12 protein-coding genes are annotated in these 14,663 nt (G+C 34.3%); 2 read left to right on the top strand and 10 right to left on the bottom strand.

The genetic code is table 11. The features are described from left to right. Nucleotides 1-110: 110 nt before the first annotated feature. The 4 genes from uvrB to PBT91_RS05000 form a co-directional block, all read right to left on the bottom strand. Entirely contained in the window at nt 111-2,117 is a 2,007-nt protein-coding gene (gene uvrB, locus PBT91_RS04985; protein ID WP_270060684.1) for an excinuclease ABC subunit UvrB, read from the bottom strand. A gap of 66 nt (nt 2,118-2,183) precedes the next feature. Continuing rightward, nucleotides 2,184-4,595: a T9SS type B sorting domain-containing protein gene (locus PBT91_RS04990; RefSeq protein WP_270060685.1), complete on the bottom strand. Its 2,412-nt coding sequence runs from the start codon at nt 4,593-4,595 to the stop codon at nt 2,184-2,186. Nucleotides 4,596-4,665: 70 nt separating this feature from the next. Then, entirely contained in the window at nt 4,666-5,499 is an 834-nt protein-coding gene (locus tag PBT91_RS04995; protein WP_270060686.1) for an ABC transporter permease, read from the bottom strand. Further along, a complete protein-coding gene (locus PBT91_RS05000; protein ID WP_270060687.1) occupies nt 5,499-6,401 on the bottom strand; it encodes an ABC transporter ATP-binding protein in 903 nt (300 codons plus the stop codon). The genes PBT91_RS04995 and PBT91_RS05000 overlap by 1 nt, the downstream gene beginning before the upstream one ends. 235 nt (nt 6,402-6,636) lie before the next feature. On the opposite strand from PBT91_RS05000, the gene PBT91_RS05005 reads away from it, so the two are divergent. Beyond that, the gene (locus PBT91_RS05005) at nt 6,637-7,701 is read left to right on the top strand and encodes a hypothetical protein (RefSeq protein WP_270060688.1); all 1,065 of its coding nucleotides are present in this window, start codon (nt 6,637-6,639) and stop codon (nt 7,699-7,701) included. Between the two features lie 78 nt (nt 7,702-7,779). On the opposite strand, the gene PBT91_RS05010 is transcribed toward PBT91_RS05005, so the two are convergent. From PBT91_RS05010 to PBT91_RS05030, 5 genes are read right to left on the bottom strand one after another with little or no spacing between them, the layout of a single operon-like run. Further along, complete coding sequence (locus tag PBT91_RS05010; RefSeq protein WP_270060689.1) at nt 7,780-8,838, bottom strand: nucleoid-associated protein; 1,059 nt, start codon at nt 8,836-8,838, stop codon at nt 7,780-7,782. A gap of 49 nt (nt 8,839-8,887) precedes the next feature. Continuing rightward, complete coding sequence (locus tag PBT91_RS05015) at nt 8,888-9,400, bottom strand: IS1096 element passenger TnpR family protein (protein ID WP_270060690.1); 513 nt, start codon at nt 9,398-9,400, stop codon at nt 8,888-8,890. 24 nt (nt 9,401-9,424) lie between these two features. Further along, complete coding sequence (locus tag PBT91_RS05020) at nt 9,425-10,450, bottom strand: COX15/CtaA family protein (RefSeq protein WP_270060691.1); 1,026 nt, start codon at nt 10,448-10,450, stop codon at nt 9,425-9,427. A 45-nt stretch (nt 10,451-10,495) separates the two neighbouring features. Continuing rightward, nucleotides 10,496-11,935 carry a CCA tRNA nucleotidyltransferase gene (locus tag PBT91_RS05025; RefSeq protein ID WP_270060692.1) on the bottom strand — a complete coding sequence of 480 codons (1,440 nt, stop codon included), beginning with the start codon at nt 11,933-11,935 and terminating at the stop codon, nt 10,496-10,498. Nucleotides 11,936-11,938: 3 nt separating this feature from the next. Then, nucleotides 11,939-12,508, bottom strand: a complete 570-nt coding sequence (locus tag PBT91_RS05030; protein ID WP_270060693.1) for an L-threonylcarbamoyladenylate synthase — start codon at nt 12,506-12,508, stop codon at nt 11,939-11,941. Nucleotides 12,509-12,719: 211 nt separating this feature from the next. On the opposite strand from PBT91_RS05030, the gene PBT91_RS05035 reads away from it, so the two are divergent. Next, complete coding sequence (locus tag PBT91_RS05035) at nt 12,720-13,535, top strand: glycosyltransferase family 2 protein (protein ID WP_270060694.1); 816 nt, start codon at nt 12,720-12,722, stop codon at nt 13,533-13,535. Here PBT91_RS05035 and PBT91_RS05040 read toward each other — a convergent pair. After that, the gene (locus PBT91_RS05040) at nt 13,510-14,634 is read right to left on the bottom strand and encodes a CDP-glycerol glycerophosphotransferase family protein (RefSeq protein ID WP_270060695.1); all 1,125 of its coding nucleotides are present in this window, start codon (nt 14,632-14,634) and stop codon (nt 13,510-13,512) included. The two genes, PBT91_RS05035 and PBT91_RS05040, sit on opposite strands and share 26 nt — an antisense overlap. Between the last annotated feature and the right edge of the window lie 29 nt (nt 14,635-14,663).

Consider the following 14,663-nt stretch of genomic DNA (forward strand, 5'->3'; position numbering starts at 1 on the left):
TTATAAAGCCTCGGTTTTTTGGGTAATGCAGAGAATTTCTTCTAATTTATATTATAAAAACCTTCTAATCAATGTGTTGTGCGTTAATTCTATTTTAATTTTTTATAAAACTATGCTAATTCCTTCAATTTATCCTGAAGAATTTTTATTTCATCTCGCAATCTGGCGGCTTCCATAAAATCAAGTTCTTTAGCAGCAGTTTCCATGGCTTTTCTCTTTTCTTTTATTTTTTTGTCGATTTGCGGTTTTGTTAAATAAGCACCTTCTTCTTCTGCAGCTTGCATTGGCGGCTTATTATCACCTTCAAAAATCTCTAGTTTCTTCTTTACAAGAGTGGACGTCTCTAATTTTTTCGTTAGCGGTTTAGGAGTGATGTTATGAGCCTTGTTATAATTTATTTGCTTTGTACGACGATATTCGGTTTCGTCCATAGTTTTTTGCATACTATCTGTAATTTTGTCAGCATACAAAATAGCTTTTCCTTCAACATTACGGGCGGCACGTCCTATAGTTTGCGTTAACGAGCGATTACTTCTTAAAAATCCTTCTTTATCAGCATCAATTATGGCAACAAGGGAAACTTCAGGTAAGTCCAATCCTTCTCTTAAAAGGTTTACTCCAATTAAAACATCAAATAAGCCACGGCGTAAATCTTGCATAATTTCAACACGCTCTAAGGTATCTACATCACTATGAATATAGCGGCATCGAACATCGATTCTGGTTAAATATTTAGCTAATTCTTCCGCCATTCTTTTAGTTAAGGTCGTAACTAAAGTTCTTTCATCCTTTTCAACCCTTATTTGAATTTCTTCAATTAAATCATCAATTTGGTTTTGGCTGGGACGCACTTCAATAACTGGATCTAATAATCCAGTAGGTCGTATCACCTGTTCCACGTAAACACCTTCACTTTTCTGAAGTTCATAGTCGGCAGGAGTAGCACTTACATAAATCACTTGATTTTGAAGCATCTCAAATTCTTCGAATTTCAATGGACGATTGTCCATCGCTGCGGGAAGTCTAAATCCATAATCTACTAATGTTTCTTTTCGAGAACGGTCACCACCGTACATCGCGTGTACTTGCGGTATGGTTACGTGAGACTCGTCTACCACCATTAAAAAATCATCTGGGAAATAATCTAAAAGGCAGAAAGGTCTGGTTCCCGGTTGGCGACCGTCAAGATAACGAGAGTAGTTTTCTATACCCGAGCAATAGCCAAGTTCTCTAATCATTTCAAGATCGAAATTGGTTCTTTCATCCAGTCTTTTCGCTTCAAGATGTTTACCAATATCTCTAAAATAATCAACCTGTTTTACTAAATCATCCTGAATGCTACGTATTGCATTTTGTAAAACATCAGGTGAAGTTACGAACATATTTGCAGGGTAAATATTTAATCGTTCGTATTTTTCAAGAATATCATTAGTAGCCGGATTAAAAGCTTCTATTTCTTCAATTTCATCTCCAAAAAAATGAATTCTGAAAGCATTATCCGCATAACTAGGAAATACATCTACGGTATCGCCTTTTATTCTGAAATTTCCGTGAACAAATTCTGCTTCGGTTCGAGAGTATAGACTCTGTACCAGGCTGTGCAGAAATTTGGTTCGGGAAATTTCCATATCTCTTTCAATGGAAACTACATTCTTTTTAAATTCAACCGGGTTACCAATACCATAAAGACAGGAAACCGAAGCGACAACGATCACATCACGCCTTCCGCTAAGTAGAGAAGAAGTGGTACTTAATCGTAGTTTTTCAATTTCTTCGTTTATCGAAAGATCTTTTTCAATATAGGTACCAGATGAGGGAATAAACGCTTCCGGTTGGTAATAATCGTAGTAACTAACAAAATATTCTACCGCATTATTTGGGAAAAATTGTTTGAATTCTGAATACAACTGGGCTGCAAGTGTTTTGTTATGGGCTAGCACCAGGGTAGGCTTTTGCACTTCTTCAATAACGTTTGCAACGGTGAAAGTTTTACCCGATCCGGTAACACCAAGTAAAGTTTGAAACTGGTCGTTTCTTTCTATTCCGTTTACCAATTGCTTAATCGCGTTGGGTTGATCTCCGGTAGGTTTATATTCAGATTCAATATTAAATTTCATGCGTTCTTTTTCTTAGCCTTACGAAGTTAAGCAATAAATGTGCCTATTCAAATACGGCTTAGAAATTTATCGTATTAGGCTAAAATGACCTTTAAAAATCTTCCCATTTTCTAATTCTACCTTAAACCAATAATCATCTTCCGGAAGTGTTTTACCTTTAAAAGTTCCATCCCATCCTTCATCTCCAGGTTGTAATCTTGCGACCAGAACACCATACCTGTCATAAATCTGAATGTCGCTTTTGGCTTCTATTTTAGAATTTATTCCTTTTATCCTCCAATAATCATTACTGCCATCGTTATTAGGTGTGAAAAATTTATCATAGCCTATTATAGCCACTTCAGTTTCTATAATTCCGCAACCATTTTTATCCTGAATAAAAAAAGTAACAAATCCCGAAGGAACATTTTCAAAAACATTATGATCCTGAAAATTTTCTGGGCTCTCGATAGCATACTCATAGTTACCTTCACCTTCTGCAAATATTGTAACGATGTTATTATCTGAGATATCTTTTACTTCTGGATCTCTGGCTATTTTGGCAATATTCGATACCTCTACCTTAAATTCTTTTTCTGAAGAACACGAAAGTCCGTTAGCTGTATTTGTAACAATCAATCGATAAGTGCCAGTTTCTGTAATATTTATAGAACTTCCAGAACCTAAACTGATAAATGATCCTGAAGATTCTTTTTGCCATTCGTAGCTAATAAAGTCTGCCGCCTTTATCTGTAAATTACCTTTATTTAGACACAAATTATAAAGATCTTTTAATTGAATTTTAGGATTTTCGCGTACAATTAATTCTACACTTTCGATACCCTGGCATTGATTGTCTATTTCTAATCTTGCATAAATACTTGTGGTGCTTGTTATAAATTCATTACCTAAAGCATCAATTTCTAGCGAAGCATTTTCAAGAGTTTCATAAAAATTGACTTCTAAGTTTTGGTAGCTTTCAGCAATTTTGTCCAGATTAAAAATGCCTAAAATTTGTTCATCACTTTCACTAATATTACAGCTATAATACGGGCCGATTTCTGGTAAGCTCGCAGTAGTAGGTTCTACCTGAAGTAATAAGTTTGATGTAGAAAAGCAACCAGTTTTCTCATTTAAAATTTGCACTAACAGATTTTGTTGAAAAGGAATATTATTTGAAAAACGCTCAGGATTTTCTATTGGATTGTTGTTATTAAAATCAGACTGGTTTTTGAAAAATGAAAAAACATACGAAGAATCTGAAGAAGCTATAAAGCTATTAGCTTCAGTTAAATTAACACGAGTAAGGCCATCTGTCGAATTTCCCAAATCTACATCGCACTGAATTAACGTATAATCGTTAACAATCGGAGTAGGGGTGAGTTCCAAAGAAATATTTGATATACTGAAACAACCCAAATCATCAAGTTCAGTAACACGAGCATAAATTTCCGTTGGATTTGCGGTATAATTTTCTGCTAACAAGTTTGTATTATTTATTGCTGAAATACTATCCTTATGAAAGCTTACGTGATAATCATTTTTGTTTAAATTATTTAAAATTTCAGATGAAATAGAATTCAGGTCAAAAATTTCTTCGCCATTATTACCAATATCGCATGTAGTGAGCGTCACATTCTCCTGCACAACGGGACCGTGATTTACTTCAAGATCTAACTCCACAATTTCGTAACATTCTACTTGTGGATTAGAAACTCTAGCAAAAATTGTGGTAGAATTGGCAGTTTTGTAATATTGATCGAGAGCATTGATTTTATCATTTGCATCGGCTAGAGAAGAATAGAAGATAACATTATCAGTCTTGTTTGTTCTAATCTCATCTATTTTACTAAAAAGATCAAATTCAGCTTGATTTTCGATAGCACAAGCTATCATGGGATCTGGGGTATTTGCTGTCACACCTTCTGGGAATGCATTTCCGTCTTGCATAGCAGTACCATTCCATTCCAGATCAAAAGTGCTGTTTCCTATAGGCCTGTCTATCACTAGAAAATAAGTTTCCCCTTCTTTTACTTCCAAATTTTTAACAAAATTATCGCCGTCGGGTCCCGGACCTTCAAAATATTCAGGACTGGTTTCGTTCATTCCTGTAATATTACTCGAACTTCCTGCTGCATTGGGATTGGTAGTAGAACATCTAATACTTGTTCCTAAATTATCACAGGTGGCATTAGGGCCAAAAATAAAAAAGTCGTAATCTACTTGAATATTTCTACTGGTAGGTGTTAATGTAAAACCTAAAGTACCGCTTTGGACAATTTCAATTTTTAACCAGATACTGTTATGCTCGTAACTGTTGCAGCTATTTAAACTATTGATCTCTTCTATGCCGGCTCCAATAGCATTAGAAGATATCGCCCCATTGCCACAAACTAAAATAGCGTTACTACAATCGTTGGGCAGTTTATTTTGAGCGTTACAAACTAGCGGTAATGCTCCTAATAATATAACGATTAGGAGCGTGTAAACTTTGGGCATCGACAAATAATTAGATAACTCCTCAAGTTATAAAAGGAAAATTAAAAATTTGAAAAATTAACGTTTTAGTCTATAAATCCCTTTTCTTTAATAAAGCATAAGAGAAATAGACAAAGAGAGCAGTCCATACCAAAACGATAAAAATCTGATACCAGTGTATAGAATAATCTTTTTCAAAAGCAGATCCTAATTGATTAGCGGCAGATTGTACTGCATTCAGTCGGGAAAATGGTTCTTTCACCAAATTACTCATTGATTCTAGCGGAAAAAACTGAACGATTTTATCTGCTATTTCAGTTCCAAAAATTTTCCATCTTAAAACAGCGTATAAAATACTTTCTATAATCCACCAGATAAATAAGAATCCAAGCGCGAATGCCGAGCGTTTTACCAAAATTCCCAAAAACAAACAGAATGCAAAGAATCCGGTTAATTTTACAAAGTATGCCAAGATGTATTCAAGATCAGAAAAGATAATAGAAAACTCATTGTAATCTGAAAAAGAAAGTCCTAGAATCAACGAAACTACAAAAAGGAAAATGGTCGAAACTATAGAAAATACCATTACCGTGATGAATTTCGATAAAATAAATTCTTTTTTTGACAGGCCGTCGATAAGATTCTGTTTCAGCGTTCTATTGCTGTATTCATTAGACATCATCGAGACAATCACAATTGCCAAAAATAATTTCAAAGTCGCAGCAATATAACTATTGAAATGCCATATAAATGGAAAATTAAAAATTCCTTGATCGGCAATTCTAAAATTAACTTGCCCAATAGGAAATTCGATTGAGGCTATGAGGGCAATAAAAGTGATTAAAATAAAATAGGTACAAATCAAGATCTTCGAAGATCTACTATATCTAAGTTTAAGATATTCTATATTTAAGAGTCGTAACATTACGCGGTAGTTTGATTGGTTAGTTGAAGGAATTGTTCTTCCAGGCTTTCTTTACGCTTAATCAGGTAGCTTAAAGAAAGTCCTTTTTCGAAAAGATAACTATTGATTTCTGAAGCTCCCATAGGATTTTCGATGATGGCAGTCACAAGGGTGCCATTTAGCGTTACTTTTCCTATGGATGGATGTTCACGTAGCAATTGCTGAAGTAATTCGGTATTTTCAGCTTCCAATTCAAAAAAGCCATGGCTGGCGTTAATTCCATCTACCGGGCCACTATATAATTTTACACCTTTTCTAATAATTACCACGTGGCTACACACTTTTTCAACTTCATCTAAAAGATGCGAAGCCAATAAAATAGTAGTACCGCCAGCAGCAATGTTTCGAATTATTTCTCTAATTTGATGGATTCCCTGTGGATCCAATCCATTAGTAGGTTCATCTAAAATTAAAATTTCAGGATCGTTTAACAGCGCAGAGGCAATGGCTAAACGTTGTTTCATCCCTAAAGAGAAAGCTTTAAATTTGCTGTCTTTTCGATCTAAAAGTCCTACAACTTCTAATTTTTCTTCAACTTTATGCTCGGGAACACCTTTAATTTTACAAACCAGTTTAAGGTTTTGAGATGCCGTCATGTAAGGATAGAAGTTAGGATGCTCGATGATAGCTCCAACTTTTTTCAAGGCTTCGTGTGTAGATTCGCTACCTTCAAACCACTTAAAATCTCCAGAGGTTTTATTCACCACATTAAGTACCATTCCCAAAGTGGTCGATTTTCCACTTCCGTTAGGACCTAAAATTCCGTACACGTTTCCTTTCTCTATTGTAAAGGAAAGATTGTCTACGGCCTTCAACGGCCCATAGACTTTTGTTAATTGATTAATGCTAAGGATTGTTTCCAAAATAGATGGTTTCTTTTCTTGTACGACGACTAATATACATTTTTGTTACATTATCCGCAGTAGTATCGTTATTTTTACTCGATAATAGAAAGTTAAACGGGATTAAGAAAAAGTCTTGAACAATATTTTTCTAAAAACGTTTTTTCTAGTAATGGCTCTAATCCAATTTAAGAATTGTATTATACTTAAAATTTTATAAACTTTCTACGGAAGAGTTTAATCAAAGCGCAAGAATATGGAACCTAAACTGATGTCTAAAAAGAAACCTTCTTTTGCCGTAAACGAACGTTTCAATAAATATCTGGCACGCTATAATCGAAACACGAAAATCCCTGTTTTTTACGAGGATTTATTGCGATTTTCAGGCTCGATAGTCGTTTACGATCAAGATGATGAAGATACGTTTTGGGTGCGCTGTTATTATCCTGAATTTGAGCGGCAGGAGATTGATGAAAGTCTGAAAAAGATTTATAACATTTTGCATTCTGATGGTAGTGACGACATGTTAGAGTTTTTAGCGGTGGATGCGATAGATTATTGCACCTTTGGAAATTCTAAACCTTTTCGTATAAAAGTACGGAATATTTTGAATGACGTCTTCACTTATTTTTACGTGAAAAAAGCTGATGCTTCCCGAATTTATGGTCTCGAATTAGAGCATTTGCTTTCACCGCATCGAATCACATTCTTGGTCTATAAAGACACATTAATTGAAGCTCATATTGCAGGAATTCCCGGTGATGTTTTTATAGAAGATCATTTACCAAAATTAAGCGAATGGGAAAAAGCACAGATCGCCAAACAATTTGTAAAGTTTAACGAACGCTGTACGGTAAGGCTTTTGGGCGATATGCGGTCTTATAATTATGTCGTGATTCCAACGCATGATTTTGATCACGTGCAATACCAGATAAGAGCAATAGATTTTGATCAACAATGTTTTGAAGGAAAATTTAAGGTTTACCGTCCACAGTTCTTTAAAGAGAATTATAAGATGGTAAAATTAGTTTCAGAACGTTTGCAATTATCGTCTATAGAGCAGTATCGAAAAGAAGAGCGCTCACTTTTGGCCAAAAGAATGATAAACACGCAGGCAAGGTTTAAGCGATTGATAAAGTGTATGAGCAACGATCACGTTTCTACAAAAGAAAATGTGCACCAGCTGCGAACAGAGTTGTATCATTTTACCAAAGATGTGAAATTTAAGCGCGCCAGTACGATGGGACAGATTTTAAGAACCGCTCTCGATTTTGTCCAACGAAATTATGAGGATGTAAATATGAAACGCCTATTGCAATAAATCACATTTTATAAATTCTAAAAAAACAAAGGCCGAAATTCGATAATTTCGGCCTTTGTTTTTTCGCTATTTAATTATCTAGCTTTTTTCTTCTTTGTTGAAATAAACCAGGTAATAATACATTTGTTTTTCTTCGTCCCAACCTTTTTCAACGAATTTGTCGGCAGAATCTGCATTTACAAAATCCATTTTAATTTGAATATTCGTATCTAGATTAATTACGTTTTTCAGCTTTTTACGTGCATCGGTTACCGCTTTGTTCGCAATTGGGAATGTGGTTAGATCTTCGATCTTATATTTTGGTGCTTTTTCTGTTTTATAATTCTGAAATTCAGGAACCAAATCTGGATTATCGATCACCGAATTAAGGAAATTTGATTCTTCAAAATCGTCGTTTTTTGCGAAGTAATCCATACTTCGGTTCATAAACATCACTTCCTCTTTTTTATCTTCCGCAGGCAACACCACGTCTTTAGCAAAATTCTGGCAGAATTTTAAATACTTTTTAGTGTAGTAATTTTCATCTGCCATAACATCAACTCCCAAAAAGTTTTCTAACCAATATTTAGTGTCATATTTGTTAGAATCGATCGATAAAATCTTGTATCCTTCTTCTCTTTGTTTGTTGAAGATTAAGGCGCCTTTATCTAATTTTTGAAGATTAATCCCTTGCTGAACAATCATTTCGAGAATGCTTCCTTTTTCCTGAAATTGCAAGAAATCATGCTTCAATTCAGATTTAAAAATTCCAATCGCAGGAAGTTTTTCGTTATCCAGCTGTGCATTTTCAAAATAAACCACATATACTTCACCACTTTTAATGTGAGGATGTGCAGATTGCTCAAAAAGTAATGTTGTTATTTTTTTTGAAGCTTCGTGGATATTTTCAGGATTATCAAAAATCGCATTCGCAAGATTATAAAGTTCATTGAACTCTATATCTGTTTCATGCTGAAATTTGTAATAATTCTCTTCTTTTTCTCTGAAGGGTTTTAAGAAATATTCCTTGATTAAAGGGGTGATCTCGTCGTTTAACTGAAAGGGTGCAGCCGAAAGAAAGATATTTTCATTACGACTTTTGTTACCCACACGATGAATCGATAGAGATTCTATCTGGGCGTTATATAAATTGATCATTTCGTGTAAAAGTTAAAATCGATAAAATTAGCTAGAAAAATATAGCGTATTAATTCCAGTTCTCGTCAAAAGAAAAGCTGTCGTAATCGTCTACATCAAAATCATCATTAAAGTTTTCATCAGCTTCAGGATCACCTTCCGCTTTAAATTCTTTATCTGGTGCGTTTGATGGAATTTGCCCGTGTACAAACATCAAATTAGGATAATCTCTACCTTCTTCAACTTCAGCAATTTGAGCAAGTTCTACCATAAAGGTCCACATATTGAAGAAATCGTAAACGTAAAGCAGTTTGGTCTGGTCTTCAGAAAGTACACTGTCTAAAGCTGTCTCGTTCATTAACCGGATATCATTATCGGCACCACTCATGTCAAATTGGTGAATTTCTTCTCCTTGATTCCATTCATCATCACTTATATAAAAAGAAGCCATTTCAGATCCATCAAAGCCAAAAGCCTGTACAATAGAGTTATGTAAGTCTTCTAACGTATCGGTTTTTAAAATTTCAATATCTCTAAAAACATCTTCTGCCGTGTCGAGAATTACTCTAAATCTGTAAACCATAATTGAAAAATTTGAGCGTCAAAGTTAAGAAGTTTTAAGCGTTTTGCCACTTTTAAAACATTCTAATAATAAATAAAACTGTACCCCAAATAATACCGAAGCAATTACCAGGTGTAGTGGCTGACTTAAAAACGGGAAATCCAGATAATACATGGCCATTCCCGTAAAAATTTCGATCACAATTAGAAAAAGGATCCAGTTGGTTAAGTTAAGATTGTAAAATTTTTGCTTGTTTTTCCACCAGATAAAAAGATTCACTAAAAAGACCAAAATCGAAAATGAGCGGTGAATATAAAATGAAACATCAGGATTGTTAAGCCATAGATCGCGAGTTCCGTATCCTAAAATTTTTACCTGCTCGTCCACAAATTGTCGTACCTGTGTTCCTAAAACTACCTGGATCAAACTCAAAATAATCGAAATAAGTACAACTTTTTTAAAAGTTTTAGAAACTTTGAAGTCGTATATTTTTGTTGAAGAATCTGCCAGAATATAGAATAAGATCGCTACAATTACCAGCGCCATTACCATGTGTAAGGTAATTCTAACTGGCGCTAAAACTGAATACACTACAGTAGCACCAAGCCAGGCCTGAAATACCATTAAAAAAACTGAAAGCCAAGATAGGATCGTAAGCCGTTTTCTGGTTTTCCATTTTCTAAAAGATAAGATGGCCATGATTAAGACAGCAAAACCGGCTAAAGCGCCCACTAATCGGTTAATATATTCAGTCCAGGTATGCAGCGGATTAAATATTGCGTAATCGTGTTTGGTGTAGTTTTCCCAATTATTAGGATTATAATTTTCTGCGGAAGTAAAATCGCTTTTGGCAACTTTTAAACTTTCGTCTACAATAATTACCTGCCCTTTTTCATAATCTCGATCTGTCTGAAAAAGAAGTTCAGATTCTTGGGTAGGAGGGATGTAATAACCAAAACATTTAGGCCAGTCTGGACATCCCATTCCGCTTCCCGTCATTCTTACCACTGCACCTGCGATGATCACAAGGTACACTAAAACCAGTGCAATTTTTACCGAATTTCGATACACAATTTCAATTTTTTAAAAGTGAATTATTGGGAATTTCCTGATATTTTAATCTTGTTTTGATATTTCTTTTAATCCAAGTTTTTTACCTCTTTTAAGCATAAGTTCTTTTGCAGCGGCATGCTCATTTGGGATATCACCTTCTAAAATAGCTTCTTTAATGGCATCTTTTATAATACCTACTTCTCGGCAAGGTTTTATATTGAAGGTTTCCATAATTTCTTCACCACTTACCGGTGGTTGAAAATTGCGAACATGGTCTCGTTCTTCAACCTCTTTCATCTTCTGTCTAACAATTTTAAAATTGTTATGGTATTTTTTATAACGACGAGGGTTTTTAGTGGTGATATCGGCTTCGCACAAGGTCATCAAATCGTCTATATTTTCACCGGCATCAAAGATTAAACGGCGCACTGCAGAGTCGGTTACATTATCATCTACTACCGCAATTGGTCGCGAACTCATTAACACCATTTTCTGTACAAATTTCATTTTATCATTCAATGGCATTCTTAGGCGCTTAAATAATTTAAACACCATTTTAGAACCAATAAATTCATGCCCATGGAATGTCCATCCAATCTTTTTATGAAATTTCTTGGTGGGCGCTTTACCAATATCATGTAGCAAAGCAGCCCATCGCAACCAAAGATTATCGGTGTTCTCGCTTATGTTATCAACTACTTCAAGAGTGTGCCAAAAGTTGTCTTTATGGCGCTGGCCTTCAATTTCATCGATTCCTTCTAAAGCAGTAAGTTCAGGAAGGATAATTTTTAAAAGCTTAGTTTTATGTAAAAGTGCAAAACCTTTAGAAGGTCTGTCGGATAATAATATTTTGTGTAACTCTTCAGTAATCCTTTCGTTAGAAATGATTTTGATGCGCTTATAATTTTCTTTAATAGCATCTAATGATTTCTTCTGAATAATAAAATTAAGTTGTGAAGCGAATCTAATGGCTCTTAGCATTCGCAAAGGATCGTCTGAATAAGTGATTCCTGGTTCTAGCGGAGTTCTAAGTAATTGTGTTTTTAAATCTTCGAGTCCGTTAAAAGGATCAAGCAAATCGCCAAAACTGCTTTTGTTCAAACTTAATGCTAATGCATTTATGGTAAAATCACGGCGATTTTGGTCGTCTTCCAGCGTTCCGTTTTCCACTACGGGATTTCTGCTATCTTCAGAATAACTTTCTTTTCTTGCGCCAACAAATTCGATTTCCATATCGAAAGCACGCAGCATTGCCGTACCGTAATTTTTAAAAACCTGTACTTTGGGTTTATGCGGTAGAAGTTCTGATACTTTTAATGCAAGATCGATACCGCTGCCTACGGCAACAATATCAATATCTTTGGCATTGCCGCGTTGCAAGATAAAATCTCTTACAAAACCACCAATAACGTAACTTTCTAATTGTAGTTCTTCGGCAGCCTGAGAAATTACCTTAAAAATCTGATGATCTAAAGCTTTTTTGTAATTCTGTAAATTGGGCATGTTTTATTTCCGTATCACTTTAACCTTTCCATCATTATTCAGTTTTATTATAGCTGAAGGTTTTGATGATTTTTTAGACTGGTGCAAATTTACTACATAGTCCACACCTTTTAAAATTTCAGGGCTAATTTGCGAAAATGAATTTGGTGTGTTTTCTCCACTAATATTAGCAGATGTAGAAACTATTGGACGTCGAAATCTTCTGGTAAGTTCTTTACAAAATGGATCTTTTGTAACTCGTATTGCAAGTGAATTATCTTCAGCAATTAAATTTTCAGCTACTCTAATGGGATCATCGTAGATAATAGAAGTTGGTTTTGCGGCATATTTCAGTATATCATAAGCTACTTCAGGAACTTCTTCAACATACTCATTCAGCATTTTAAAATCTGAAACTAAACAAATCATAGATTTGCTTTCTGCCCTTTTTTTAAGTGCAAAAATTTTATCAATAGCATCTGCATTGGTGGCATCACAGCCAATCCCCCAAACTGTATCTGTAGGGTAAAGAATAAGTCCGCCTTTTTTTAAAATGGCTAAACAATTTTGAATTTCAGTCTTTTTATCTTCCATAATTTCCTTGCTAACGACCTGCAAAGGTACTTCAGAAAAAATAAAAGGCAGGGATTTTGTAAGAAAAGCTTTAGTTTGAAGGTTTAGAAGCAATCGATATTAAGTCCTTACAAATTAAATTGGAGAAATGTATTTCTAAATTTTTAAACAAAGATTATAAATTTGTACCTTTTATTACTTAATCGATAAAAAGATTAGAATCTAAAATTTAATGAAAATAGCTCTTCTTATTTCTACTTATAATTGGCCTAAAGCATTGAAGTTGGTACTTAAAAGTGCTGCTAAACAAAGCCTTATGCCCGATGAGATTTTGATTGCCGATGATGGTTCTAAAAATAAAACCAAGTCTATTATTACCAAATATCAAAAGAAATACAATTTACCACTAAAGCATATTTGGCATGAGGACAAAGGTTTTAGGAGAACAGTGATTTTAAATAAAGCTCTGGCCGCTACAAATGCAGATTACATCGTTCAATTAGATGGTGATTGTATAATGCACCACAATTTTGTGCGAGATCATGTTCAACATGCAAAGAAAAATAGATTTCTATTTGGGAGTAGAGTTAATCTTAAAGAGAGTTGCTTGGAAGAAATTTTTAAAAATAAAGAAACTGAATTTGATTTCTTTGATCAACGAATTACAAAACGTACCAGAAATTTACATATTGATTTCTTAGCGAAATTGTATAAAGAATCCCCAGAGTTGAGTTCTAAAGTTCGTGGTTGCAACATTTCTTATTGGCGCGAGGATTTTTTAAAAGTGAACGGTTATAACGAAGATATGACCGGCTGGGGAAAAGAAGATTCTGAATTTGTGATAAGGCTACTTAACAATAATATTTATGGTAAGCGAATGCGTTATAATGCCATTGTGTACCATATTTGGCATAAAAATGCATGCAGAGCGAAAGAAGTGGTGAACACAAAAATTCAAGCCGAATCTATAGAAAATCGATCGAAAAGATGCGAAAATGGAGTTTCTAAATATCTAGAAAATGCTACTCCTTCAAGTATTCCGAAATAATTTCAGCTATATTTTCTGAAGCGGTTTTATCTTTCGGTATAAAAAAGTTTTCAGAATTTAATTTGGACTGAATGGGTTCAAAATCTTTAAAAGTTTTGAAAGCCATTTTTAGAGCTGAAGTAAAATCTTCTAAATTTTCTATAACCGGTCCACTTTGCCAAAATCGATAGTCAAATTTATTATCGTAATTGATAGCGCTAGGATTCAGGAATAAGCAAGGTCTGGGATTTATTATAAACTCGTAAACCTGGCTGCTCACGTCACCAAGGTATAAATCTGCCACACGGGTATATTGCATATCTACACTATCGCTGCTGCCAAGATCAATATAGATATTTCCAAAATCATAAATTTCCTGAGGGATTTCATCTATATTTCTATTTCCTTTTTTTTGCTGAAATAAATGTAAATGTGGAGCAAATATGAGATTGTAAGTATTTTGTTGAGAAAAGTATTTCAGAATTTCAACTCCAAATTTATCCCAACTACTAAATTCAGCATCAAAATGAGGATTATATAGAACTATTGGTTTTTCGTTTTCAAAATAGCGCTTTGCAGGTATTTCTTTAACCACATCTAACTTGGGGTAACCGCCAATTGCATGATTCTTAGCTAATATATTTTTCTCGCTTAAAACTTTTTGCTGAAAACTTCCTACTAACACCTGCATGTCAAACTCACTTTGGGCTGCTTTAAATGCGTAGGCTCTTCCCGGTATGCCGTGATTTAATTTGATTACTTTGGGGTGTTTTTTTTCGCCACGTGCTTTTTGTAAATATTTGTGAAAATAATCTGTAAAAATTACAGCATCAAATTGTAGTAGATAATCCAGGTTTTTCTTTATCCAGAATCCTTTTCTGGGAATTTTTATATCCTTTAGTTTATCTGTAAATGCCCGAAATCGCTTGGTGGGTAGCTCTTCAATTTTTACATCTTCAGCCTTTATAGTTTTTACTCTGTCGTACAAATATTGAGTTGCGTTTTTATAAGTAAGAATCTTTACTTCATGATTTTTAGATAATTCTTTAGCCACACTGATAAAGTGAGAAACATGATGAATTTCATCTAAAAAAAGAAAAGCAATTTTTAATTTTTGCATCTAAGCGATTTTAAAAGAGTAATAAATAA

It is taken from the genome of Zunongwangia sp. HGR-M22, assembly GCF_027594425.1.
Lineage (GTDB): Bacteria > Bacteroidota > Bacteroidia > Flavobacteriales > Flavobacteriaceae > Zunongwangia.

What these genes read in the sequence shown, in the direction of transcription:
- uvrB (WP_270060684.1), bottom strand. Translation starts at nt 2,117, where the DNA reads ATGAAATTTAATATTGAATCTGAATATAAACCTACCGGAGATCAACCC.
- PBT91_RS04990 (WP_270060685.1), bottom strand. Translation starts at nt 4,595, where the DNA reads ATGCCCAAAGTTTACACGCTCCTAATCGTTATATTATTAGGAGCATTA.
- PBT91_RS04995 (WP_270060686.1), bottom strand. Translation starts at nt 5,499, where the DNA reads ATGTTACGACTCTTAAATATAGAATATCTTAAACTTAGATATAGTAGA.
- PBT91_RS05005 (WP_270060688.1), top strand. Translation starts at nt 6,637, where the DNA reads ATGGAACCTAAACTGATGTCTAAAAAGAAACCTTCTTTTGCCGTAAAC.
- PBT91_RS05010 (WP_270060689.1), bottom strand. Translation starts at nt 8,838, where the DNA reads ATGATCAATTTATATAACGCCCAGATAGAATCTCTATCGATTCATCGT.
- PBT91_RS05015 (WP_270060690.1), bottom strand. Translation starts at nt 9,400, where the DNA reads ATGGTTTACAGATTTAGAGTAATTCTCGACACGGCAGAAGATGTTTTT.
- PBT91_RS05025 (WP_270060692.1), bottom strand. Translation starts at nt 11,935, where the DNA reads ATGCCCAATTTACAGAATTACAAAAAAGCTTTAGATCATCAGATTTTT.
- PBT91_RS05030 (WP_270060693.1), bottom strand. Translation starts at nt 12,508, where the DNA reads ATGGAAGATAAAAAGACTGAAATTCAAAATTGTTTAGCCATTTTAAAA.
- PBT91_RS05035 (WP_270060694.1), top strand. Translation starts at nt 12,720, where the DNA reads ATGAAAATAGCTCTTCTTATTTCTACTTATAATTGGCCTAAAGCATTG.
- PBT91_RS05040 (WP_270060695.1), bottom strand. Translation starts at nt 14,634, where the DNA reads ATGCAAAAATTAAAAATTGCTTTTCTTTTTTTAGATGAAATTCATCAT.